This window comes from Uruburuella testudinis, from assembly GCF_022870865.1.
Classification (GTDB): domain Bacteria; phylum Pseudomonadota; class Gammaproteobacteria; order Burkholderiales; family Neisseriaceae; genus Neisseria; species Neisseria testudinis.
This window is the reverse complement of record NZ_CP091508.1, coordinates 927,219-947,655: the sequence shown is the minus strand read 5'-3', so window position 1 is coordinate 947,655 and position 20,437 is coordinate 927,219. Positions and strand designations below refer to the sequence as shown.

General features: G+C 54.3%; 18 protein-coding genes. 5 read left to right on the top strand and 13 right to left on the bottom strand.

Annotation, left to right across the window (positions count from 1 at the left end; genetic code table 11):
- Positions 1-9: 9 nt before the first annotated feature.
- The 3 genes from hpnE to ppk2 all read right to left on the bottom strand — a co-directional run bounded on the left by hpnE (position 10) and on the right by ppk2 (position 3,234).
- Entirely contained in the window at positions 10-1,314 is a 1,305-nt protein-coding gene (hpnE, locus tag LVJ83_RS04275) for a hydroxysqualene dehydroxylase HpnE (protein WP_244786645.1), read from the bottom strand.
- Positions 1,311-2,159 (bottom strand): presqualene diphosphate synthase HpnD, encoded by an 849-nt coding sequence (gene hpnD, locus LVJ83_RS04270; RefSeq protein WP_244786642.1) that lies wholly within the window; start codon positions 2,157-2,159, stop codon positions 1,311-1,313. The genes hpnE and hpnD overlap by 4 nt, the downstream gene beginning before the upstream one ends.
- A 139-nt stretch (positions 2,160-2,298) precedes the next feature.
- Positions 2,299-3,234, bottom strand: coding sequence for a polyphosphate kinase 2 (gene ppk2 / locus LVJ83_RS04265; RefSeq protein WP_244786640.1), 936 nt, complete (start codon positions 3,232-3,234; stop codon positions 2,299-2,301).
- A gap of 365 nt (positions 3,235-3,599) precedes the next feature.
- On the opposite strand from ppk2, the gene LVJ83_RS04260 reads away from it, so the two are divergent.
- Complete coding sequence (locus tag LVJ83_RS04260) at positions 3,600-5,390, top strand: bifunctional chorismate-binding protein/class IV aminotransferase (protein WP_244786638.1); 1,791 nt, start codon at positions 3,600-3,602, stop codon at positions 5,388-5,390.
- Positions 5,391-5,527: 137 nt separating this feature from the next.
- Here LVJ83_RS04260 and galU read toward each other — a convergent pair whose 3' ends face one another.
- The 6 genes from galU to msrB all read right to left on the bottom strand — a co-directional run bounded on the left by galU (position 5,528) and on the right by msrB (position 12,172).
- On the bottom strand, positions 5,528-6,400 hold the full coding sequence (gene galU / locus LVJ83_RS04255; RefSeq protein ID WP_244786636.1) for a UTP--glucose-1-phosphate uridylyltransferase GalU: 873 nt from the start codon (positions 6,398-6,400) through the stop codon (positions 5,528-5,530).
- Positions 6,401-6,612: 212 nt separating this feature from the next.
- Positions 6,613-9,051: an NAD-dependent DNA ligase LigA gene (gene ligA, locus LVJ83_RS04250; protein ID WP_244786634.1), complete on the bottom strand. Its 2,439-nt coding sequence runs from the start codon at positions 9,049-9,051 to the stop codon at positions 6,613-6,615.
- On the bottom strand, positions 9,048-9,185 hold the full coding sequence (locus LVJ83_RS04245) for a hypothetical protein (RefSeq protein WP_244786632.1): 138 nt from the start codon (positions 9,183-9,185) through the stop codon (positions 9,048-9,050). The genes ligA and LVJ83_RS04245 overlap by 4 nt, the downstream gene beginning before the upstream one ends.
- A gap of 495 nt (positions 9,186-9,680) precedes the next feature.
- Complete coding sequence (locus LVJ83_RS04240; RefSeq protein ID WP_244786630.1) at positions 9,681-10,970, bottom strand: cell division protein ZipA C-terminal FtsZ-binding domain-containing protein; 1,290 nt, start codon at positions 10,968-10,970, stop codon at positions 9,681-9,683.
- Between the two features lie 106 nt (positions 10,971-11,076).
- The gene (gene ampD / locus LVJ83_RS04235) at positions 11,077-11,640 is read right to left on the bottom strand and encodes a 1,6-anhydro-N-acetylmuramyl-L-alanine amidase AmpD (protein WP_244786628.1); all 564 of its coding nucleotides are present in this window, start codon (positions 11,638-11,640) and stop codon (positions 11,077-11,079) included.
- A 139-nt stretch (positions 11,641-11,779) separates the two neighbouring features.
- A complete protein-coding gene (gene msrB, locus LVJ83_RS04230) occupies positions 11,780-12,172 on the bottom strand; it encodes a peptide-methionine (R)-S-oxide reductase MsrB (protein WP_244786626.1) in 393 nt (130 codons plus the stop codon).
- 190 nt (positions 12,173-12,362) lie between these two features.
- Here msrB and mltG point away from each other — a divergent pair, with 190 nt between their 5' ends.
- The 4 genes from mltG to LVJ83_RS04210 all read left to right on the top strand — a co-directional run bounded on the left by mltG (position 12,363) and on the right by LVJ83_RS04210 (position 15,419).
- Positions 12,363-13,361, top strand: a complete 999-nt coding sequence (gene mltG / locus LVJ83_RS04225) for an endolytic transglycosylase MltG (protein ID WP_244786624.1) — start codon at positions 12,363-12,365, stop codon at positions 13,359-13,361.
- 298 nt (positions 13,362-13,659) lie between these two features.
- Positions 13,660-14,142, top strand: a complete 483-nt coding sequence (locus tag LVJ83_RS04220; RefSeq protein WP_244786622.1) for a GNAT family N-acetyltransferase — start codon at positions 13,660-13,662, stop codon at positions 14,140-14,142.
- A gap of 31 nt (positions 14,143-14,173) precedes the next feature.
- Positions 14,174-14,317: a hypothetical protein gene (locus tag LVJ83_RS04215; protein ID WP_244786620.1), complete on the top strand. Its 144-nt coding sequence runs from the start codon at positions 14,174-14,176 to the stop codon at positions 14,315-14,317.
- Positions 14,318-14,369: 52 nt separating this feature from the next.
- Positions 14,370-15,419 (top strand): IS630 family transposase, encoded by a 1,050-nt coding sequence (locus tag LVJ83_RS04210; RefSeq protein WP_244786618.1) that lies wholly within the window; start codon positions 14,370-14,372, stop codon positions 15,417-15,419.
- A 220-nt stretch (positions 15,420-15,639) separates the two neighbouring features.
- Here LVJ83_RS04210 and LVJ83_RS04205 read toward each other — a convergent pair whose 3' ends face one another.
- The 4 genes from LVJ83_RS04205 to glmM form a co-directional block, all read right to left on the bottom strand.
- Positions 15,640-16,632 (bottom strand): asparaginase, encoded by a 993-nt coding sequence (locus LVJ83_RS04205; RefSeq protein WP_244786616.1) that lies wholly within the window; start codon positions 16,630-16,632, stop codon positions 15,640-15,642.
- A gap of 77 nt (positions 16,633-16,709) precedes the next feature.
- Positions 16,710-17,678: an agmatinase gene (gene speB / locus LVJ83_RS04200; protein WP_244786614.1), complete on the bottom strand. Its 969-nt coding sequence runs from the start codon at positions 17,676-17,678 to the stop codon at positions 16,710-16,712.
- A gap of 509 nt (positions 17,679-18,187) precedes the next feature.
- Entirely contained in the window at positions 18,188-18,868 is a 681-nt protein-coding gene (locus LVJ83_RS04195; protein ID WP_244786612.1) for a DedA family protein, read from the bottom strand.
- 169 nt (positions 18,869-19,037) lie between these two features.
- On the bottom strand, positions 19,038-20,375 hold the full coding sequence (gene glmM / locus LVJ83_RS04190; RefSeq protein WP_244786610.1) for a phosphoglucosamine mutase: 1,338 nt from the start codon (positions 20,373-20,375) through the stop codon (positions 19,038-19,040).
- Between the last annotated feature and the right edge of the window lie 62 nt (positions 20,376-20,437).

Genomic DNA, 20,437 nt, shown 5'->3' with positions numbered 1-20,437 from the left:
TCTCTCTTTTTATCGGTTCGATTCGTTCAAGCACAAGGCGGCAGCGGCCTGCCCTGATTGCACGGCGGCTTCTAGCGTGGCCGGATAGCGCGGATGCAGATAATCGCCGGCCGGATAAATATGCTGATGGTGCAGCCAGGCCAAGTCAGGCAATATCCGCCCCGCCGTTCCCGCTGTTGTGGCGCGTTTTTCGGTAATCACCTTGACAGCCAGCGGCTCACCCAGATAAGGGCAGAGTTTTTTCACATCCGCATGTATCCGTGCCGCCCATTCTTCGCTTTTATATTTGCCCACTTGATCGGAAAGGCTGACAACCGCTGCAATTTCATTGCCGGGCACGCCCAGCTGCCGCCGGTCTATCAGCCATTGCGCGGTGCCGGCCGCCAAACCGGTCATCACCGCAGGCAGATGCACGGTTTCGGCATAGCGCAAATAAACTGTGGTAATGGCATGATACTGCATATTTTCATAGGCCGTCTGAATATATCGCGGTGTTTCAGACGGCATCAGTGCCTGTGTATGATACGGCGCCACGGCTGAGATAACGGCATCAAATGCTTCGCCGTTGACCGATACTTTGCCGCCGGGCAGCAGCTGCAAGCGCCCCACCCGAGTTTCCATGCGGATATCGGCATGATGTTGGCGCAAATAGGCCAAGGCGGGTTCAGCCATGATTTTGCCCAAATCTTGCTTCGGCAGCAGATAATCGCTGCCCGCCTTGTCTGCCCATACGCCGTCTTGCAATACATTGGTCAGCATACGCAAACCAGCTTGCTCTATCGGCGTATTCAGCGCGCCCCACACCAGCGGCTGCCAAAACTCAGCCACCATTTTGCGTGATGCATGATGCTGTTGCAGCCATTGGCCGACGCTGATATCAGGTAAATCGAGCGCATGCCATTTTTGCAAACCGCGCATGCTGTTGAGCAAGGCGGTTTTTTCGGTAAGCGTTATTTTTTTAGCAGCCAGAATGCCAACCAGCATATGCAGCGGAGCCGGCAGGCGCGCCGCTTTGAATTGCAGACCGTCAGCCATGTGCCACTGCATCGGCCGGCGCAGAAAAGCGTCTTGTTCGCGCACGCCGATTTGCCGCATCAGATTTTGCACGGCGTGATACGCACCCAAAAGAATATGCTGGCCGTTATCCAGAAAGCTGAAGCCGTCTTGATCGGCGTTCAATGCGCGCGCACGGCCGCCGGCGCTTTTGCCTGCTTCAAACACGCTTACTTGAGCGCGGCCGCTCAGATTCACGGCGGCGCTCAAGCCTGCCCAGCCTGCACCGACAACGGCCACTTTCAAATCATGGCCATTCATGGTTTAAACCCCAATAACCAGGTTTTAAAGGCAATACGCTTTTTACGCGGTCCGGGAATGGCAATTTTGTATTTCAATACATTTTCCGGCCCGTCCCGTTCGATTTCATTCAACAGCGCATAATAAATACTGCCCAACACCAGCCCCACTTTTTGCGTTTTTTTATCCTCGGGCGGCAGCAGCGCCACTGCATCACGGTAGGCTTGGCGGGCGCGGTCGATTTGAAACGCCATCAATCGGGAAAATTCGGGCGTGGGTGTTTGCTGCATCAACACTTGCGCCGGCACATTAAACCGCTGCAAATCTGCCGACGGCAGGTAAATACGGCCATTGCGTGCATCTTCGCCGACATCGCGGATGATGTTGGTAAGCTGTAGCGCCAGCCCCATCTTTTCGGCATAAGCCAGCGTTTCCGGGCGGCTGAAGCCCAAAATGCGGGTAATCAGGCACCCCACCACGCCTGCAACACGGTGGCAATAAAGCGCCAGCTCCTCAAAACTGCCGTAGCGCGCCTGCTGCAAATCCATCTGCATGCCTTCGATAATTTCGCCCAATTCTGCCTGAGGCAGCGCAAAATCACGTACTACGGGCTTGAGCGCCCGACAGACCGGGTGCTCGGGCACGGCATCGTCAAACACTTTGGCCAACTCAATGCGCCACCAATTCAACGTCGTTTGCGCAACATGAGCATCAGAGCAGTCATCTACCACATCATCCAGCTCGCGGCAAAAAGCATAAAGCACAATCATGGCTTCCTGCTTATGCTGCGGCAGAAAACGAAAGCCCGCCAAAAAGCTGGATTGGCTCTCGGCGGCTTTTTGGCGGCAATATTCAAGTGGCTGCACAGTGGTTCCTGAAATTTGATTTAAGCAGAATTGTAGCGGGATTTTCATCGGGCAACAAATCATACCCATGCAAAAAGCACTGAGGCCGTCTGAAACCGTGATTTGGTTTTCAGACGGCCTATCATCAGGGTATTCTGAATCAGTCGTCCAGCATATCAAAGCTGCTTTCTTTGTTAAACGTGGTGCCGGGCACATTCACAATCAGCGGATCCGGCGCACCGATGGCTTTGACATCCTTACCCGGGTAATCCAGGCTGTGCAAAAATGCACGGATACAATTCAAGCGGGCGCGCTTTTTATCGTCCGACTTCACCACAGTCCACGGCGCATCACCGGTATGGGTATGGAAAAACATAGCATTTTTAGCATCGGTGTATTCGTCCCAACGGTCGAGCGACTGAATATCTACCGGCGAAAGTTTCCAATGTTTCAGCGGGTCGTCACGGCGGGAAATAAAGCGGCGCAACTGCTCCTCGCGGCTGACTGAAAACCAGAATTTAAACAAATGAATGCCGCTCGACACCAGCATGCGTTCAAACTCAGGCGTCTGGCGCATAAACAGCAAATATTCTTGCGGCTCGCAAAAACCCATGACCCGCTCGACACCGGCACGGTTATACCAAGAGCGGTCGAAAAACACCATTTCGCCCGATGTGGGCAGATTTTGGATATAGCGCTGAAAATACCATTGGCCGCGCTCGGTTTCCGTGGGTTTTTCCAAAGCCACCACACGGGCGCCGCGCGGATTGAGATGCTCCATAAAGCGCTTGATGGTACCGCCCTTACCCGCCGCATCACGACCTTCAAAAATGCAGACAATCCGCTGCCCCGACTCTTTTACCCAGCTTTGCACTTTCAAAAGCTCGATTTGCAGCTTTTTCTTTTCGCGCTCATACACACGGCGGCTCATGCGCGTGCGGTAAGGGTAAGCCTCAGGCAAAGGGGCGGAACCTGAGTTTTCGGCACTGATATGCCCCTGATGCTCCAACACCGATTCCTCAAACACTTGCAGCTGGTCTTTGTTGTCGCCTAAATCGATTTTTTCATACGGTTTGAGTTGTTGGTCGGGTACCATAATTGCTCCTCCTGTTTGTCATTAACGAATCCTTTTATAGGTTCTATTTTAACGCTTTTAACAAAAATAAACAAAAAAATTACATCGAATTTCAGCTTTAGCCGCCCCAAATACACAAATATGAAACATTTTCGACCTTGCCCCAGCAGCTGCCCACATTGCCACCGCCCGGCAGTATGCGCAACAATCAGGCTGAAACCATATACAGGCGCAACCAGGCCGGGCCACATAATCTGTTTTTCAAACTCAAATCATAAGGTTATTTTTAAACGGCATCACAGGCCGTCTGAAAGCTGCTGCCGGCCGCCGATTGGTCATTCATTTATTTGGCTATATAATCGCGCTTTTACCCCCCGTCTGCCGTTATGTCTTATTTTGTTTTGCTGGACGATGCCGTATCCGGCCGCGCCACACTCTACCGCCGCCACTTGGGCAGCCGGTTTCTCGCCCCGCACCAGTTAAACGAGCTGGACAATTGCCTGCAACAAGGCTGGCAGCAGGGGCATCATGTTGTATTGGCCGCAGATTATGCATTCGGCCTACCGCTGCAACGGCTGCCCGCCCAAGCAGAGGCCCGCCTCGCCTTACACTGGTTTGCCGAATGCGGGCCTTTAGAAAATCCTGAAGCCTGGCTGGAAAGCCAATACGGCAACGCACCCGCCGGCATCAGCACGCCGTACAGCGACACCACCCGCGCCGATTACCTGCAAGCCATACACGATATTCAAGCCGCGATTGCACGTGGCGACACCTATCAAATCAACTACACCACCCGCCTGCACCTGCACAGCTACGGCCACCCGGCCAAGCTTTACCGCCGCTTGCGCCAGCCCGTGCCGTATGCCGTGCTGGCACACCTGCCCGATGCGCAGCAGCAAAGCGGTTGGACTTTATGCTTTTCGCCGGAATTGTTTTTAAAAATCGATGCCGGCGGCCTGATTACCACCGAGCCGATGAAAGGCACCGCCCCTATCTTAAACGACGGCCAAGACGAGCAACGGGCACTCGATTTGCAGGCCGACCCCAAAAACCGTGCCGAAAACATCATGATTGTGGATTTGCTGCGCAACGACTTGGGCAAAATTGCCCAAACCGGCGGCGTGCGCGTGCCCGAACCGTTTAAAGTCAGCCGCTTCGGCAGCGTATGGCAGATGACCAGCAGCATTGAAGCGCACGCCAAAGCAGACACCGGCGTTGCCGATATTTTTCAGGCGGCCTTTCCCTGCGGCTCCATTACCGGTGCGCCCAAACGCATGAGCATGCAGATGATTGAGCGCATCGAAACCGCCCCCCGCGGCCTCTACACCGGCAGCATCGGCTACCTGAAACCGTGCGGCAGCGGGCTGGGGTTTGAGGGTGCGCTCAATGTGGTGATCCGCACCTTGCAGCTTACCCCGCGTTCAGACGGCCTCTATCAAGGGGTTTACGGTGTCGGCTCGGGCATTGTCGCCGACAGCGACCCCGCCGGCGAATACACCGAATGCCAATGGAAAGCACAATTTCTCAACCGCCTCACACCCGAATTCGGCCTCTTTGAAACCATGCGCGCGCACAACCGGCACTGCGAACTGCTGCCGCTGCACTTAGGCCGTCTGAAACAATCAGCCGCTGCGCTCAACCTGCCGCTAGATGTAAACGCCGCCCGGCACATTGCCGCCTATCTGGCACAACTGCCCGACAACGGCGTATACCGTGTTAAAGCCCTGCTCGATTCAGACGGCCTGCACCTGAACCACGCCGCCGTTTCAGCGCTCGAGGGTGTGCAATATGTGCTGCTTGCACCGGAGCACCTGCCCGTTCGCGATTACCTGCGCCGATTCAAAACCACCCGGCGCGGCCTATACGACCACGGTTGGCAACAGGCCGAAGCGCAAGGCGCATTCGACAGCCTGTTTTTCAATTCAGACGGCCATCTGCTTGAAGGCGGCCGCAGCAACGTGTTTGTACGTTTCGGCGAGCAATGGCATACCCCGCCGCTGACATTGGATATTCTCAACGGCGTGATGCGCCAACACATTCTGCGCTCGCCGCAAACGCTGCTGCACACCGACACAGTTTGCGAAAGCCGCATCAACCGCGAACAACTTTACCGCGCCGATGAAATTGTGTTGAGCAACGCCTTGCGCGGCCTGATTCGCGTGTCGCTCAAAGCATAATACCCATTCACAAAAATAAGCCGGCAAGGCGGCGAGCCGGAGACAGTAGCGTTGTTTGGGTCAATGAATCATCAAAAGCCCGATCTGCGGCAGGCACAGATCGGGCTTTTTAAGGGGATACGGCTATTCAAAACCGGCTACAGTTTTCCGGCATATTGCTGCAATAAAGCGCGAAATTCGCCGCCGGTTTCAGGATGGCTCAAACCGTAAGCGAGGGTGGCTTCCAGATAACCGATTTTGCTGCCGCAATCATAGCGCGTGCCTTCAAATGCATGCGCCAATACAAACTCATGATCAAGCAGGCGGGCAATGCCGTCGGTGAGCTGGATTTCATTGCCGGCACCGCGCGGCAGATTGGTGAGCAGATCGAAAATACGCGGCGTGAGGATGTAGCGGCCGACCACGGCCAGATTGGAAGGCGCTTCTTCCGGCTTGGGTTTTTCCACAATATTGGTAATGCGCCGGTAATTTTTCAGCGCCTCCACTTCCACAATGCCGTAAGAGCCGGTTTGCGAGGGATCGACGGTTTCCACGCCGAGCACGCTGTTGCCGGTTTGATTATAAATATCCACCATCTGCTTGAGCGCTCCTTTGGGTGCATCAATCAAGTCATCGGCCAAAATCACCGCAAACGGCTCGTCGTTTACTGCCGCACGGGCGCACAGCACCGCATGCCCCAAGCCCAGCGCTTCGGCCTGGCGGATATACAGGCAGGTAATTTCAGACGGCAGAATATCCTGCACATGTGCCAGCAGCTGATCTTTATTGCGTTGCGCCAATTCGGTTTCCAGCTCATACGCTTTGTCGAAATGGTCTTCAATGCTGCGTTTGTTGCGTCCGGTAATAAACACCATCTCGGTGCAGCCGGCTTCCACCGCTTCTTCAACCGCATATTGAATCAACGGTTTGTCTACAATCGGCAACATTTCTTTGGGGCTGGCCTTGGTGGCGGGCAAAAAACGGGTGCCCATACCGGCAACCGGAAAAACGGCTTTTTTAATCGGTTTCATGCTTTCTCCAAAAACTATCGGGGTATTGTAACAGGCGCCATCATTTGCGGATGCCGGGCAACCATTGTGCCCTACCAATATCATCACGGCCAAGCCGGAATAAAATCATGATTCAGTCCGACGGCTGTATGTTGCACCATCATCGCTTTTTTGCCGCCCATATGCAGGCAAAGCGGCTGAACGGTTGCCATCTTTATTCGGTCGGTTCGGCTTCAATGCAGCAAAGCCAGCAAGGCCGCTTCATCCAATACGGCCACACCGAGCGCCTGCGCTTTTTCCAGCTTGCTGCCGGCCGCTTCTCCGGCCACCACATAATCGGTTTTTTTCGACACGCTGCCCGACACCTTGCCGCCCGCCACTTCAATCATGGCTTGCGCTTCATCACGTTTCAATGTCGGCAATGTGCCGGTGAGCACAAAGGTTTTGCCGGCTGCGGCATGGTTCAGGCCGTCTGAAAGCGGTGCATCGTTTTCAGACGGCATTTCCTGTAAAAAGTGCCGCATGTTTTCCAGCAACGTCCGGTTTTCATCAGCCGAGCGCCATTGCTGCCAATCGGCAGGCAGGGCCTTGTCGTGCAGCAGGCCGTCAACATTTTGGCCGGCCAGGCTCCACAATGCCAGCGCTTTGGTTTCGCTGATTTTAAAGCCGGGCAACCGCGCCAGCCAGCGCTGCGGCTGCACATATTCGGCCAACGGCAGCTTTACCGGCTGCGGTTGCGGCACAACCCCGGCGGTCAGCAGCTCGTCTATCATCGCCGCCTGCTCGGGGCGGGCGAAAAATTGCGCCGCCGAATGCGCCACCACGCTGCCGATATCGGGCAGACAGGCCAACACCGGCTCGGGCGCGGTACGCACTTTATTCAGCGAGCCCAATGCCTGCGCCAAAATTTTAGCCGTGCGCTCGCCGACATGACGGATGCCGAGCGCAAACAGAAAACGCGCCAGCTCAGGTTGTTTGCTCGCTTCGATACCGGCGAGAATATTTTCCGCCCATTTGGTAGGCGATTGTTTTTTCAGGCCGTCTGAAAGCAATGCGCCCTCTTCTTTATCGACGGCCTGCTCTTTCATTTTTTGCAGCACCGCCACATCCAAGCGGTATAAATCGGCAAAATGGTGCACCAAATCCTGTGCCACCAACGCTTCAATCTGGCGCTGCCCCAAGCCGTCGATGTCCATCGCTTTGCGTGAGGCGAAATGAATCAGACCTTGTGCGCGCTGTGCCCGGCACAACATACCGCCGCTGCAACGCGCCACCGCTTCGCCGGCTTCACGCTCGATGCGGCTGCCGCAAATCGGGCAGTTTGCGGGCAGACGGTATTGCGGATACAGCGGCATTTTGCTTTCAGACGGCCTTTCTGCCCCGCTTTGGGCCGTATCGACAAACAACTCGTTTTGAACAGGCGCGCCAAGGCCGTCTGAAACGCTCACAGCCTGCATCGGCCGGCGCTCCGGCACCACCCGCACCACTTCGGGAATCACATCGCCGGCGCGGCGCACCACCACAGTATCGCCGATGCGCACATCTTTGCGCTGCGTTTCGCCTTCATTGTGCAGCGTGGCATTGGTAACGGTAACACCGCCGACAAACACCGGCTGCAAACGCGCTACCGGGGTAACGGCGCCGGTACGCCCCACCTGCACATCGATGTCCAGCACCACCGTCAGCGCTTCTTCGGCCGGAAATTTGTGTGCAATCGCCCACCGCGGTGCACGCGAAATAAAGCCCAGCGTTTGCTGTTGCGCAATCGAATTCACTTTAATTACCATGCCGTCGATTTCATACGGCAATTCGGCGCGTTTGGCCGACATGGCTTCGTAAAAAGCCAGCACCGCATGAATATCGCTCAAGCAGGCGTAATGGCCTTTAGGCAGGCTGAAGCCGAGCTCATGGGCATAAGCCAGCTCTTCCATGTGTGTGGCGGGCACCTTGCCGCCGGTTTGCTGCGCAATGCTGTAGGCAAAAAAATGCAGGCGGCGACGGGCGGTAATACGCGAATCGAGCTGGCGCAGGCTGCCCGCCGCGGCATTGCGCGGATTGGCAAAAAGCTTTTGGCCTTCGGCTTGCTGCCGCTCGTTGAGCTGGGCAAAATCGGCTTTAAGCATCAACACTTCGCCGCGCACTTCTATCATTGCCGGCACATCTGCGCCATGCAGCTTCAAGGGAATATTGGCAATGGTGCGCACGTTGCGGGTAACATCTTCGCCGCTGCTGCCGTCGCCGCGTGTGGCCGCCTGCACCAACACGCCGTTTTGATAGAGCAGGCTGATGGCCAGGCCGTCAAACTTCGGCTCAATCACATATTCGGGCTGTGCACCGCCCAAGCCGCTGCGCACACGCTCGTCAAACGCCAGCATTTCGGCATGCTGGAAATGCCCGTGTTCATCTTGCGGCGAAAAAGCATTGCTGAGCGAGAGCATCGGCACGGTGTGGCGCACCTCGGCAAACCCGGCCAAAGGTTCGCCGCCCACTCTCTGTGTGGGGCTTTCCGGCAAACGCAGAGCAGGATGCGCCGCCTCAAGCGCTTCCAATTCGCGAAACAGAAGATCGTATTCGGCATCGGGCACGCTGGGTGCATCAAGGGTGTAATATTCGTAGGCGTAACGGTTTAGCTGCTCGGTGAGTGCGCGTATGCGCCGGGCGTTATCGTTCATAAGATTGAAGGCCGTCTGAAAAGAATAAAATCGGTTTCAGACGGCCTGAAATAGAAACAGGCCGTCTGAAACGGCAAATTGGCGCGGTTGGTGTTGTCTGCACAATAAGCCGGCAAGGCGGAACATGCAATCATACCCACTCACACAAACAACCCGGCTTCGCTGACCCGCCCGTGCTCAAAGAGGATAGGGGTCACCAGGGTATCCTGACCCTTCGTTGATGAGGGAATTTTTGTTCCCGAACAGGCATAGCCCGGGCAGCAAATGCAGCAAAACACAGTGAAATGAATCAAAAAGTGCTACGGCGTTACTGCGCCTCTTTATAATACCGGCTGCACTGCCTGAAGCTTGCTTTTGTGAATGGAAATCAGGTTGTCTTTTGAAGCAATAATATAGGCAGCCTCTAATCAATCAGCGGGTGCATTTTACCCTGCACCCGCCGCATTGTTGCCTAGGATTTCCTGACCATTCAGAATGACTCAGATTTTTTGCGATAGAAGTACAGATACCAGGCAAAAAACGCAGCAAGATTGGGCATCTTGCGAGGCTTTTTAACGCAGCAGAGCGTTTTCAGGGGCAAAAATCCCTGCATAAATCGAATGGTCAGGAAACCCTAGCTGGCACAGCTTTTAAGAAAACAGCCGCCGCGACAAATCGTCGCCCGGCTCGATGCCTACTTTCTGCATTTCTTCCTGGCGCGCCAGCACATAACTGCGCACTTCTTTCAACCATTGCGTGGAGAGCTCTTCCAACTTATCGTTCACCAAATCCAAGCTCAAGGTGCTGGAAAGCTTCACGGCCAAATCCATAAAGCGGTTAAACTGCTTCTCACCCGCCGGCACATGCGGGATATCAAACAGCATGCTGAATCCGCGGTAGGCCTGGCTGGAAAGCAGGCTCGAGGTAAACGGCGAATTATCCAAGCTGACGATGCTGAACAGCGGCTCGCCTTTTTCATTGGCCAAGTGGAAGGCGCCGTCTACCCCCAGCTCAAATCCCAGATTTTCCACTGCCGCACGCAGTTCGATACCGCTGATGCTGCCGCGCGACACCAAATGCATGGCAATGGTTTGGTCGACACGGGCGCACAATTCATCCAACGGCCGCGCCACATTTAAAAATGTTTCAATGTCGGTCAGCAGCAGGCCGCCATTCATTTTTTCGGCAAAGCTGTTGACTTGGGCGCCAAACTGCTCGATTTCCTGCGTGGTGGACAAGCCGCTGCGGCTGATGGCCTGCAAGCCGATAACAAAGCCTTGATAATAAACGCTGGGAATCGGTTCGGCGATTTGAAAGCGGTCATCCATGGTGCAGCCGGCAATCTGAAAGCGGTGGCGGCTGGAAAGGCGCGGAATGGCGTGCAACTCCTGCGGTTCGCTCAAAGCGATATAAGCCATGTAGTCGAAGCGCGGATCAAACCACGGCAGCTCGAGTTTGGTGAGGTCATCCATATTCAGCAACAACTTCTGCCGGCCCGCCACTTTGGTTTGCGAACGCTCGGGTGCAGGCATTTTTTCAAAATTAAAGGCGGCCTCGGCCGGTTTCGGCTCAGGCTTGATAACGGGCTCGACAAAATCGGGCTGCGTTTCAGCCACCGCCGGCACAGCCTCTGCCGCCTCAGCTGTTTTGACGGCAAACAAATCGTTTTTCTCTTCGGCAACAGAAGCCGGCTCTGCGGCCTGAGATTTGGAAATATCTTTCTGACGCAAAGGCTTAATCGGCGCAGCCGCCGTATCGGCCTGTTTTTTGCCGTCGCGCACATGATCGGTTTGGCTGCCCAACAGCGCATCTTTATCGGCATGGCCGAATTGCTCGCGCACCTGCTGGCGGTATTTGTTTTCCTGATACATATTGTAGGCAATCACGCCCAAAATAACCGCGAGGGCGAAAACCAGAATAATCAGCGTTGCATCACTCATAATAATAGGTAAACCTGTGTGAGGGTTAGTCGTTGCAGTATGCGGAATTATAGCGAAATTTATCTGCTATGACAGCCTAATGCCGTCTGAAAAAGGTAAGGAAGCGTTAACTGCCGCCCACGGCCACTTCCATACCGCAACCGTATACACGCGCCCAATCAAAAAAATGGCCGGGGTCGCTCTTGCGGCCGGGGGCGATATGCTGGTGGCCGCTCACTGCCTCAACCGGATAGGCGGCGGCTATCGCTTTTAACAGCTTGCTCAAACATTGATACTGCGCATCGGTAAAAGGTTCAAAATCGCAGCCTTCCAATTCGATGCCGATTGAAAAGGCATTGCATTTTTCCCGCCCCCGAAACGACGATATTCCGGCGTGATAGGCCATGTGGTCGCATGAAACAAACTGCACTGCGCCGCCCTTACGTGTAATCAGAAAATGGCTGGACACGCGCAATTCGGTAAGTATGCTGAAAAACGGGTGCGCTGCCGCATCGATACGGTTGGTAAACAATGCCTCCACCGCGCCGTTGCCGTATTCAAACGGCGGCAGCGAGATATTGTGCAGCACCACCAGCGAAATTTTTTCATCGGCCGCTCGCGGTGCGAAATTGGGCGAATCCACCCGCCGCGCGGCCTGCCACCAGCCTTGTTGCCAATCTTTTGTGTGCATGTGCTTTTCCGTTTTCATGCCCATTCACAAAAGTGACCTAACAGCATCAACCCGCTTGGGCTCGAAGAGGAGCGGTTTCGCTTACTTTTGTAAATGGGTTTCAGACGGCCTGTTTGATGCTTGAAGGCCGTCTGAAAAACTATTGCGGTTCGAATTTCATGGCCAGCGAATTGATGCAATAGCGCTCACCCGTGGGCTTGGGGCCGTCGGGAAACACATGCCCCAAATGGGCGTCGCAACGGCTGCAACGCACTTCTTCGCGCACCATGCCGTGGCTCAAATCGCGCACACGGTATGTGCTGCCCGCTTGTGCTTCGTCAAAAAATGCCGGCCAGCCGCAATGGCTTTCAAATTTCTGCTGCGATTTAAACAGCAACGTGCCGCAACAGGCGCAATGATAATCGCCGGCGGCATCAAAATCATGATATTCGCCGCTAAACGGCCGCTCGGTGCCGGCCTCGCGGGTAATGCGGTAAACTTCCGGCGGCAGCTCTGAGCGCCACGCTTCATCGGTTTTGTAGATTTTATCCATAAAAATCCTTTTTTCATATGCAGATGCCGGCAACAGCCAATTTAACGGCGGGCAGCGAAGGCAGATTCAGCCCGTTCGCCAACCTCGATGCCCCACACTGCCGGCAGACATTTCTTTTACGCATTGTAGCATAGCGCGGCGGCGGTTTCGGCTTTATACTGCCGTCTGAATTTTTCGGTTTTGTATATTTATGTTGAGCAAATTGTTTAAACTTTTTTCCGGCTTGCTGCTGCTTGCCGCCGCCCTATGGGCAGGCCTGTTGTTTGCCCCCAAACACAACGGCCAGACTTACCGCATGAAAGTGGAAAAAGGCCAGGGCATTTCCGCCGTCAGCCGCAAACTGGCAGACGACGATATCGTATACAACCGCCATGCTCTACTGGCCGCCGCCTATTTGACGGGTGCGCACAACCAATTGCACAGCGGCACCTACCGCCTGCCCGCCAATGTGTCGGCCTGGCAGATTTTAAAACGCCTGCGCGACGGCCGTCCCGACACCATCACCGTGCGCATTACCGAAGGCATGCGTTTTTCGCAGATGCGCAACATCATCAACAACACCGCCGATATCCGCCACGACACCCGCGGCTGGAGCGATGAAAAACTGTTGCAGGAAATCGATGCCGACGCCCCCGGCCGCCACCCCGAAGGTTTGTTTTTCCCCGACAGCTACGAAGTCGATGCCGACAGCAGCGATGTACAGATTTACCGCCTCGCCTACCGCACCATGCAGCGCCGTCTGCAAGCCGCATGGGATGAGCGCCAAAGCGGCCTGCCCTATCAAAACCCGTATGAGCTGCTGATTATGGCCAGCCTGATTGAAAAAGAAACCGGCCACGAAGCCGACCGCCGCCATGTAGCCGCCGTCTTTGTCAACCGCCTCTCCATCGGCATGCGCCTGCAAACCGACCCCACCGTGATTTACGGCATGGGCAGCCGCTATCAGGGGCGCATCCGCAGAGCCGATTTGCAACGCGACACGCCTTACAATACCTATACCCGCGCCGGCCTCACCCCCACCCCCATCGCACTGCCCGGCCGCGCCGCATTGGAAGCTGCCGCCCATCCTTCTACGGCGAAATACCTGTATTTCGTCTCAAAAATGGACGGCAGCGGTCTGAGCCAATTCAGCCACACCCTCGACGAGCACAATGCAGCGGTACGCAAATATATTTTAAAACGCCAATAACATGCTGTAACCAATCGCGTATACCCATGCACAAAAGCAAGCTGTCAAAAAGAACACCCCAGCCGAAACCGTACAGGTTGCAGGCTGGTTGGCTTGGCAGGCCGACACAGCCAGATTATTTTTCTGAATTGGTATGATTGATTGATTTGGCTATATAATCCCACCATTCCACATGATTCTTTCAGACGGCCTCAAGCCATATAAAGGCCGTCTGAATAATGATTCACAAAAAGTCAGCCAACGCCGTTAGATTATTTTTGCGAACGGGTATGAACAACATTTTCTACAAAGCCGCCCTATGAGCCTGATTACCGTCCTCCGCCCCGCCACAGCGCACGATTGCGAACATATCTACAACGCCCACGTTTATTCGGTGCAATACACCTGCGCCCGCAGCTATAACGACCGTATTCTCGATGCCTGGCGCGATCTGCTCAGCCCCGACAGCTATCTCGACACCCTGGCCGATGCCGGCAAAGCACTGTGGGTGGTCGAATACAAAAACCATATTCAGGGCTTTTTCCAGCTTGATTTGAAAGAAGCGCAGCTGGACGCGCTGTATGTGCACCCTTTCGTGCATAATCAAGGCTTGGGCACCGCGCTGCTGCACCGCGCCGAAGAGCTGGCGCAAGAAGCGGGGCTGAGCTTTATCAAACTTTATGCCTCGTTGAATTCCATCGGGTTTTACAAACTCAATGATTACGAATCATTGGGTGCTGCAGTGTTGCCGCTCAATCGCGAAGTAACGGTAGAATGCGAACTGATGCGCAAATATCTTTAGCCTGAAACTAGGGTGTTCGGACAATTTGTTTATGAGGGGATTTTTGTTCCTGAAAATGCAGATGCCAGGCAAAAAACGCAGCAAGATTGGCCATCTTGCGAGGCTTTTTAACGCAGCAGATGCGTTTTCAGGGGCAAAATACACCCGTAAATCGAATGGTCCGGACACCCTATAGATTCGGCAATTAAATATATGAACCATTCAATACTTTCACTGTCCAAACCGATATGGAAAAAGAAGACACCCGAAAACTATCAGCCGACGCCTTGTACGAGAAACGAAAACAAGTCATCCGGCTGCACAAGATGGGCATGGGAATTATCAAAATCACCCAAGCCGTAGGCATGTGTTATGAAGCCGTCCGTCAGGCCATTACCACTTACCAAGAGGGCGGAATGACAGCGCTTAAACCTAAAAAACGAGGGCGCAGCCCGGGCGAATATCGGCAATTGAATGCCGAACAAGAAGCCTATATCCAAAAGCTGATTATCGAGCAACGCCCGGAACAGTTGAAAATGGACTTCGCCTTATGGACGCGCAATGCAGTGAAAGAACTGATTTTACAAGAATTAGAAATCGACATGCCGGTGCGCACGGTAGGCTCTTATCTCCAACGCTGGGGCTTCACCCCGCAAAAGCCGATTAAAAAAGCATACGAACAGCAACCTGAAGCCGTAAAAACCTGGTTGGATGAAACCTATCCGAGCATAGCCCGGCGGGCAAAAGCAGAAAATGCCGAAATTCATTGGGGTGATGAAACCGCCTTGGTTAATACCGATGTCAGAGGCAGAAGCTATTCGCCCAAGGGGAAAACGCCGGTGACTTATGCCGTTGGCGGCACCCGGCACAAACTGTCAATGATTTCCACCGTCAACAACCGAGCAAAGGCGCACTGGATGATTATTGATGTAGCGTTTGATGCAGACAAGCTGATTAAATTTATGCAGTCTCTGTGCCAAGAAGTCGGGCGCAAAGTTTTTTTGATACTGGATAACTTAAGGGTGCATCACAGTAAAAAAGTGAAAGCCTGGCTGGCAGAGCATTGTGATGAAATCGAGGTGTTCCATTTACCCAGTTATAGCCCCGAGCTGAATCCGGATGAGCGCTTGAATGCAGACTTGAAGCAAGTTATCAGTGCGATGGTTCCGGTGCGGACGAAAGCAAAGCTGCGTAGTGCGGTTGTTCGGATTATGGAGTCTATTTGCAGCACACCGAAACGGGTGATGGCCTACTTCGGCGACTCGCATGTACGATATGCCGGATGTTGGTATATTTAATTGCCGAATCTATAGAATGTCCTGACCATTCAGAATGACTCAGATTTTTTTGTGATAATTTTTTGTGATAAAAAAGTGCAGATAGCGCAAAAAATATGATGATATATAAATAATCAAGAAACCCTAAGATGCCCTGCATCATAATTCGGCCGAACGGCTGTGCGAACAAATCGAGGCCGTCTGAACAATTGTTCAGACGGCCTCAATGGTGGTTATGGCATCAAACCAATTGCAGCCGCGTCAAACACGCCCGCACCTGCTCGGCCTGCCAGCCCGCCGACACCGCCAGCGTCAGTAAAGCCACGGCGGTTTCCAGATTGGCTTTGCCGCCGTTGATTACACCCGCCTGTCGGAGCGCATCACCTTGCGCATACACCGCCGCTGCGCAACCTTGCGGCACCTGGCTGATGTTCAACACCAGGCCGCCTTTGCCGGTAAATGCCTTCACCGCGCTGATAAAGGCGGCATCTGCCGGCGCATTGCCGTGACCGTAACTTTGCAGAATCACGGCATCGGCAGCGATGTTGCCGAGGCCGGTGCTGAGAGCTTCGGCAGAAAACCCGGGCGTGAGGGTATGGCAAACCACTTTGGCTTGCGGATTCAGAGATTGTTTTACCAACGCCCGCGCCTTTTCAGACGGCCTGAGCGCCAACCCTTGCCAGCCTTGTGCTGCCGACCATTCTCCCAACATGCCGAAATGCGGGTTGCTGAACCCGGCGGCGGTTTCAGTGCTGCTTTTGCTGCTGCCCACTGCGGGAAAAAGTGCGCCGTTAAAGGCAATCGCCACTTCACGCAAATCGGCTGTCTCCAAGGCGGCAACGGCAGTGGCCAGATTCAGCGGCGCATCGCTGCCTTTGCTGTCAAACGGCCATTGCGAGCCGGTCAGCACCACGGGTTTGTCTAAGCCCGGCAACGCCAGCGCCAAGATATTGGCCGTATAAGCCATGGTGTCGGTGCCGTGCAACACCAAAATACCGTCGTAGTGCGGTATTTTAGCAGCCAGCAAATCCAACCAGTCGCACCAGTTTTGCAGCGTAACTGCCGAAGAATCAATCAGCGGGTTGCACACGTGCCAGTCGAATTCGAGGCCGTCTGAAAACGGCGCCAATGCTGTGCCCACTAATGCGGTATCGGGGCGCAGGCCTTGCGGGCTTTGGCTCATGCCGATGGTGCCGCCGGTGTAAAGAACGAAAATGCGTTTTTTGGAAGTCATAACCCATACTCGATGATTTGATGGCAAAAGGCCGTCTGAACAGTGCTGCAAACATTCAGACGGCCTCTATCAAGCCCTTACAGTTTGCCGGCCACTTTTTTATTGCGCATCAGGCACAACATATCCGCAGCCACGTGGGCGGCGGCAATGGCGGTGATTTCGGCGTTGTCGTAAGCGGGCGACACTTCCACCACATCCATGCCGACAATGTTCAAACCACCCAGGCTGCGGATGATGCCGAGCGCGGTATGCGAATTGAGGCCGCCGGGCACGGGGGTGCCGGTGCCCGGGGCAAATGCGGGGTCGAGGCAGTCGATATCAAAAGTGAGATAAACAGGATTGCCGCCGATAATCTCATGAATCCGCTGCACGGTGGCTTCAACGCCGTTTTCGTTAACCCACGGTGCAAACAACATGTTCATGCCCATAAAATCGCTGTTCCAGGTGCGGATGCCCACTTGCGCGGAAGTGGCCGGATCAATCAGGCCGTCTTTGATGGCTTTATAAAACATGGTGCCGTGGTTGAGCGATTCCGGCGCATCGTCCGGCCAAGTATCGCAATGGGCATCAAAATGCAGCAGGCTCAACGGTTTGCCGTATTTTTCGGCATGCGCCTGCAACAGCGGATAAGTGATGAAATGATCGCCGCCGAAAGTGAGCATTTTAGCGTTGCTGTTTTGAATAATATCCAGCGCATGCTGTTTGATGGTTTCCCGTATCGTCCACGGCTGATGCGCATCAAACCAGCAATCGCCGTAGTCAATCACCGCCAAATCGTCAAACGGATCAAAGCCCCACGGAAACAGATTCAGCTCGGCCAACTGCACGCTGGCGGCGCGGATGGCTGCCGGGCCGAGGCGCGCACCGGGGCGGAACGTGGTGGCCAAATCGAGCGGCACCCCCGACACCACCACATCGGCTTCGCTCAAATCGCGCGTGTAGCGGCGGCGCATAAACGACAGCGCGCCCGAATAGGTGTTTTCAATGGTCGAACCTTTCAGCGATTCGCGGCGAAATGCACCGTCGCCATAGATTTTTTCAGTCATCGTGTCCATCTTTCTTGTGTGGATTCATCGCTTGCAAGCAGCCGCCGCAAGGATGGGGAATATTGCCGGCTGCCGCACCCGCCCTGGCAAGCCCTAAAAGCCTTGTCTTTTATCTTAACCTTAGGGCGTCCTGACGATTCATTTATAGGGGCATTTTTGTTCTTGGAAATACAGCTGCCGGGCAAAAAACGCAACAAGATTGAAACATCTTGCGGGGCTTTTTAACGCAGCAGATTCATTTTCAGGGGCAAAATACACCTATAAATCGAATTGTCAGGATACCCTACCCATTCACCAAAGCAAGCCGGCAAAACAGCGAACGGAGAGTACGACCCGAAGCCGGTAGGCTTGGCACTTCAGCACCTTAGCGAAGCGCGTTCTCTGCCGGCCGAAACGGTCAGGCTATGTTTGCAAATAGGTATAACATCATGTTCTACAATATTAAATATTGGTTTTCAGGCCGTCTGAAACCAAAAAGGCTTTCAGACGGCCTGAAAACCTTTTATGCTTTAAGCAGATTTTTCCGCTTTGCGTGCGGCTTTTTGCGCTTTCCGTTTAGCGCGCAATTCACGCAGATGCTCGCGGTAGAAGCGCAAACGCTGGCGTTTTTTCCACCAAAAATAGCCCAGCACCGCCGCCCCGATGCCGATCAGCACAAACAGGCCGTATTGGAATTGGTGGATTTTCTGCATCAGCCATTCTGTATTTTCCGCACCGTATGCGCCCAAATACACCCACACCGGCACGGAAACCAACGCCGCCAAACCATCCATCATTAAAAAGCGCATGTAAGACACTTTGCGGCTGATGCCGGCGGTGATATAGATCGGCGTGCGCAAGCCGGGCAGAAAACGGGCGACAAACAACACGCGATTGCCGTATTTGTCAAATTTTTCCTGCACTTGCGCATAACGCTTCGGCGTCATCACACGGGCAACGAAACGGGCTTTCAAAATCCGGTGCCCGAACACCCGCCCGGCCATAAACATCAGGCCGTCGCCCACCAACACCCCCAGCAAACCCACAGCCACCATCACATGCACGTTTGCATAGCCCAAGCCGGAAATCACCCCGCCGGCTACCAGCGTGACATCTTCAGGAATCGGCACGCCGAATCCGCAGGCAACCAATACGAGAAATACGGCCGCATACCCATATTGTGTAAAAAATGCTTCCAGCAAGGCTAACATGGAGGCTTGGTTTCCTTGGTTATATTTGTTTAGGTTTGTGTGCGTACGAAAATTTCAAGAGACTTTCGTTTTTTTATCGGAATCTGCCGACAGGGTTCGCAAATGATTTGGGAGCAACAAAGTCAGAACGCCCCAAGCAGAATGTTAACAGAGCTGAGGCCGTCTGAAATTATTTTTTACCTTCAATGGCCGCAGCAATGCGCTCCGCCCCTTTTTGCGCCCAATCAGCCTGGCGGGCTTCCACCATCACGCGTACCACAGGCTCGGTGCCTGAAGCGCGCAAAACCACGCGGCCTTTGCCTTCCAGCTCTTTTTCCACTTCGGCCAACACTTCTTTCGAAGCCGTTTGCCAGTCGTGCCCTTTTTGCAGGCGCACATTAATCATGGTTTGCGGAAACGCCTGCCAGTCGGCACACACTGTGGCCAAATCCTGACCAAGCGTGCGCAGCCCGGCCAACACCTGCAAGGCCGAAATGATACCGTCGCCGGTATTGTGTTTGTCCATACATAAAATATGGCCGCTGGCCTCGCCGCCTACCAGCCAACCGCGCTGATGCAGCTGCTCAAGCACGTAACGGTCGCCCACTTTGGCGCGCGCAAACGGCACGCCCTGCTCTTTCAGTGCGATTTCCATGGCCATATTGGTCATCACCGTGCCGACCACGCCGCCGATTTCAATACCTTCTTTGGCGCGGGCTTTGGCAATCACATAAATCAGGCTGTCGCCGTCATACACTTTGCCGTTTTTATCTACCATAATCAGGCGGTCGCCGTCGCCGTCAAGCGCGACACCGTAATCGGCTTCATTTTGCAATACAGCCGCCTGCAAGGCTTTCGGGTGGGTTGCGCCCACTTTTTCATTGATGTTGTAGCCGTTGGGCGCCGCGCCGATGCTGACCACTTTGGCGCCCAATTCATGAAACACTTTCGGCGCCACATCGTAGCCGGCACCGTTGGCAGTATCCACCACCAGTTTCAGGCCGCGCAAATCGAGATGATTGGGAAACGTGGATTTGCAAAATTCGATATAGCGGTCGTCCGAACCGTTGATACGGCGCGCACGCCCAAGCCGGTCGGATGACTGGGTTTTCATTTCCTGCTCCAGTGCGGCTTCGATTTCCATCTCGATTTCATCGCTCAGCTTCACACCGCCCTCGGCAAAAAATTTGATGCCGTTGTCGGAATACACATTATGCGAAGCCGAAATCATCACACCGGCGGCCAAACGCAAAGCACGGGTAAGGTAAGCAATACCCGGTGTCGGCAGCGGGCCGGTTTGAATCACATTCACGCCGGCGGCGGTAAAGCCGGCTACCAAAGCCGCTTCCAGCATATAGCCGGAAATGCGGGTATCTTTGCCGATAATCACGGTGGGTTTTTGCTCGCTGTCATGCTGCACCAACACCTGACCTGCGGCATAGCCGAGTTTCAACACGAAATCAGGGGTAATCGGAAACTGGCCGACTTCGCCGCGCACGCCGTCCGTACCAAAATATTTTTTTGCCATTAAAGCACTCCGTCGGATAAGGTTATATTGTAAAGCAGCCCTAACGCCGCATCCAGCGGTTT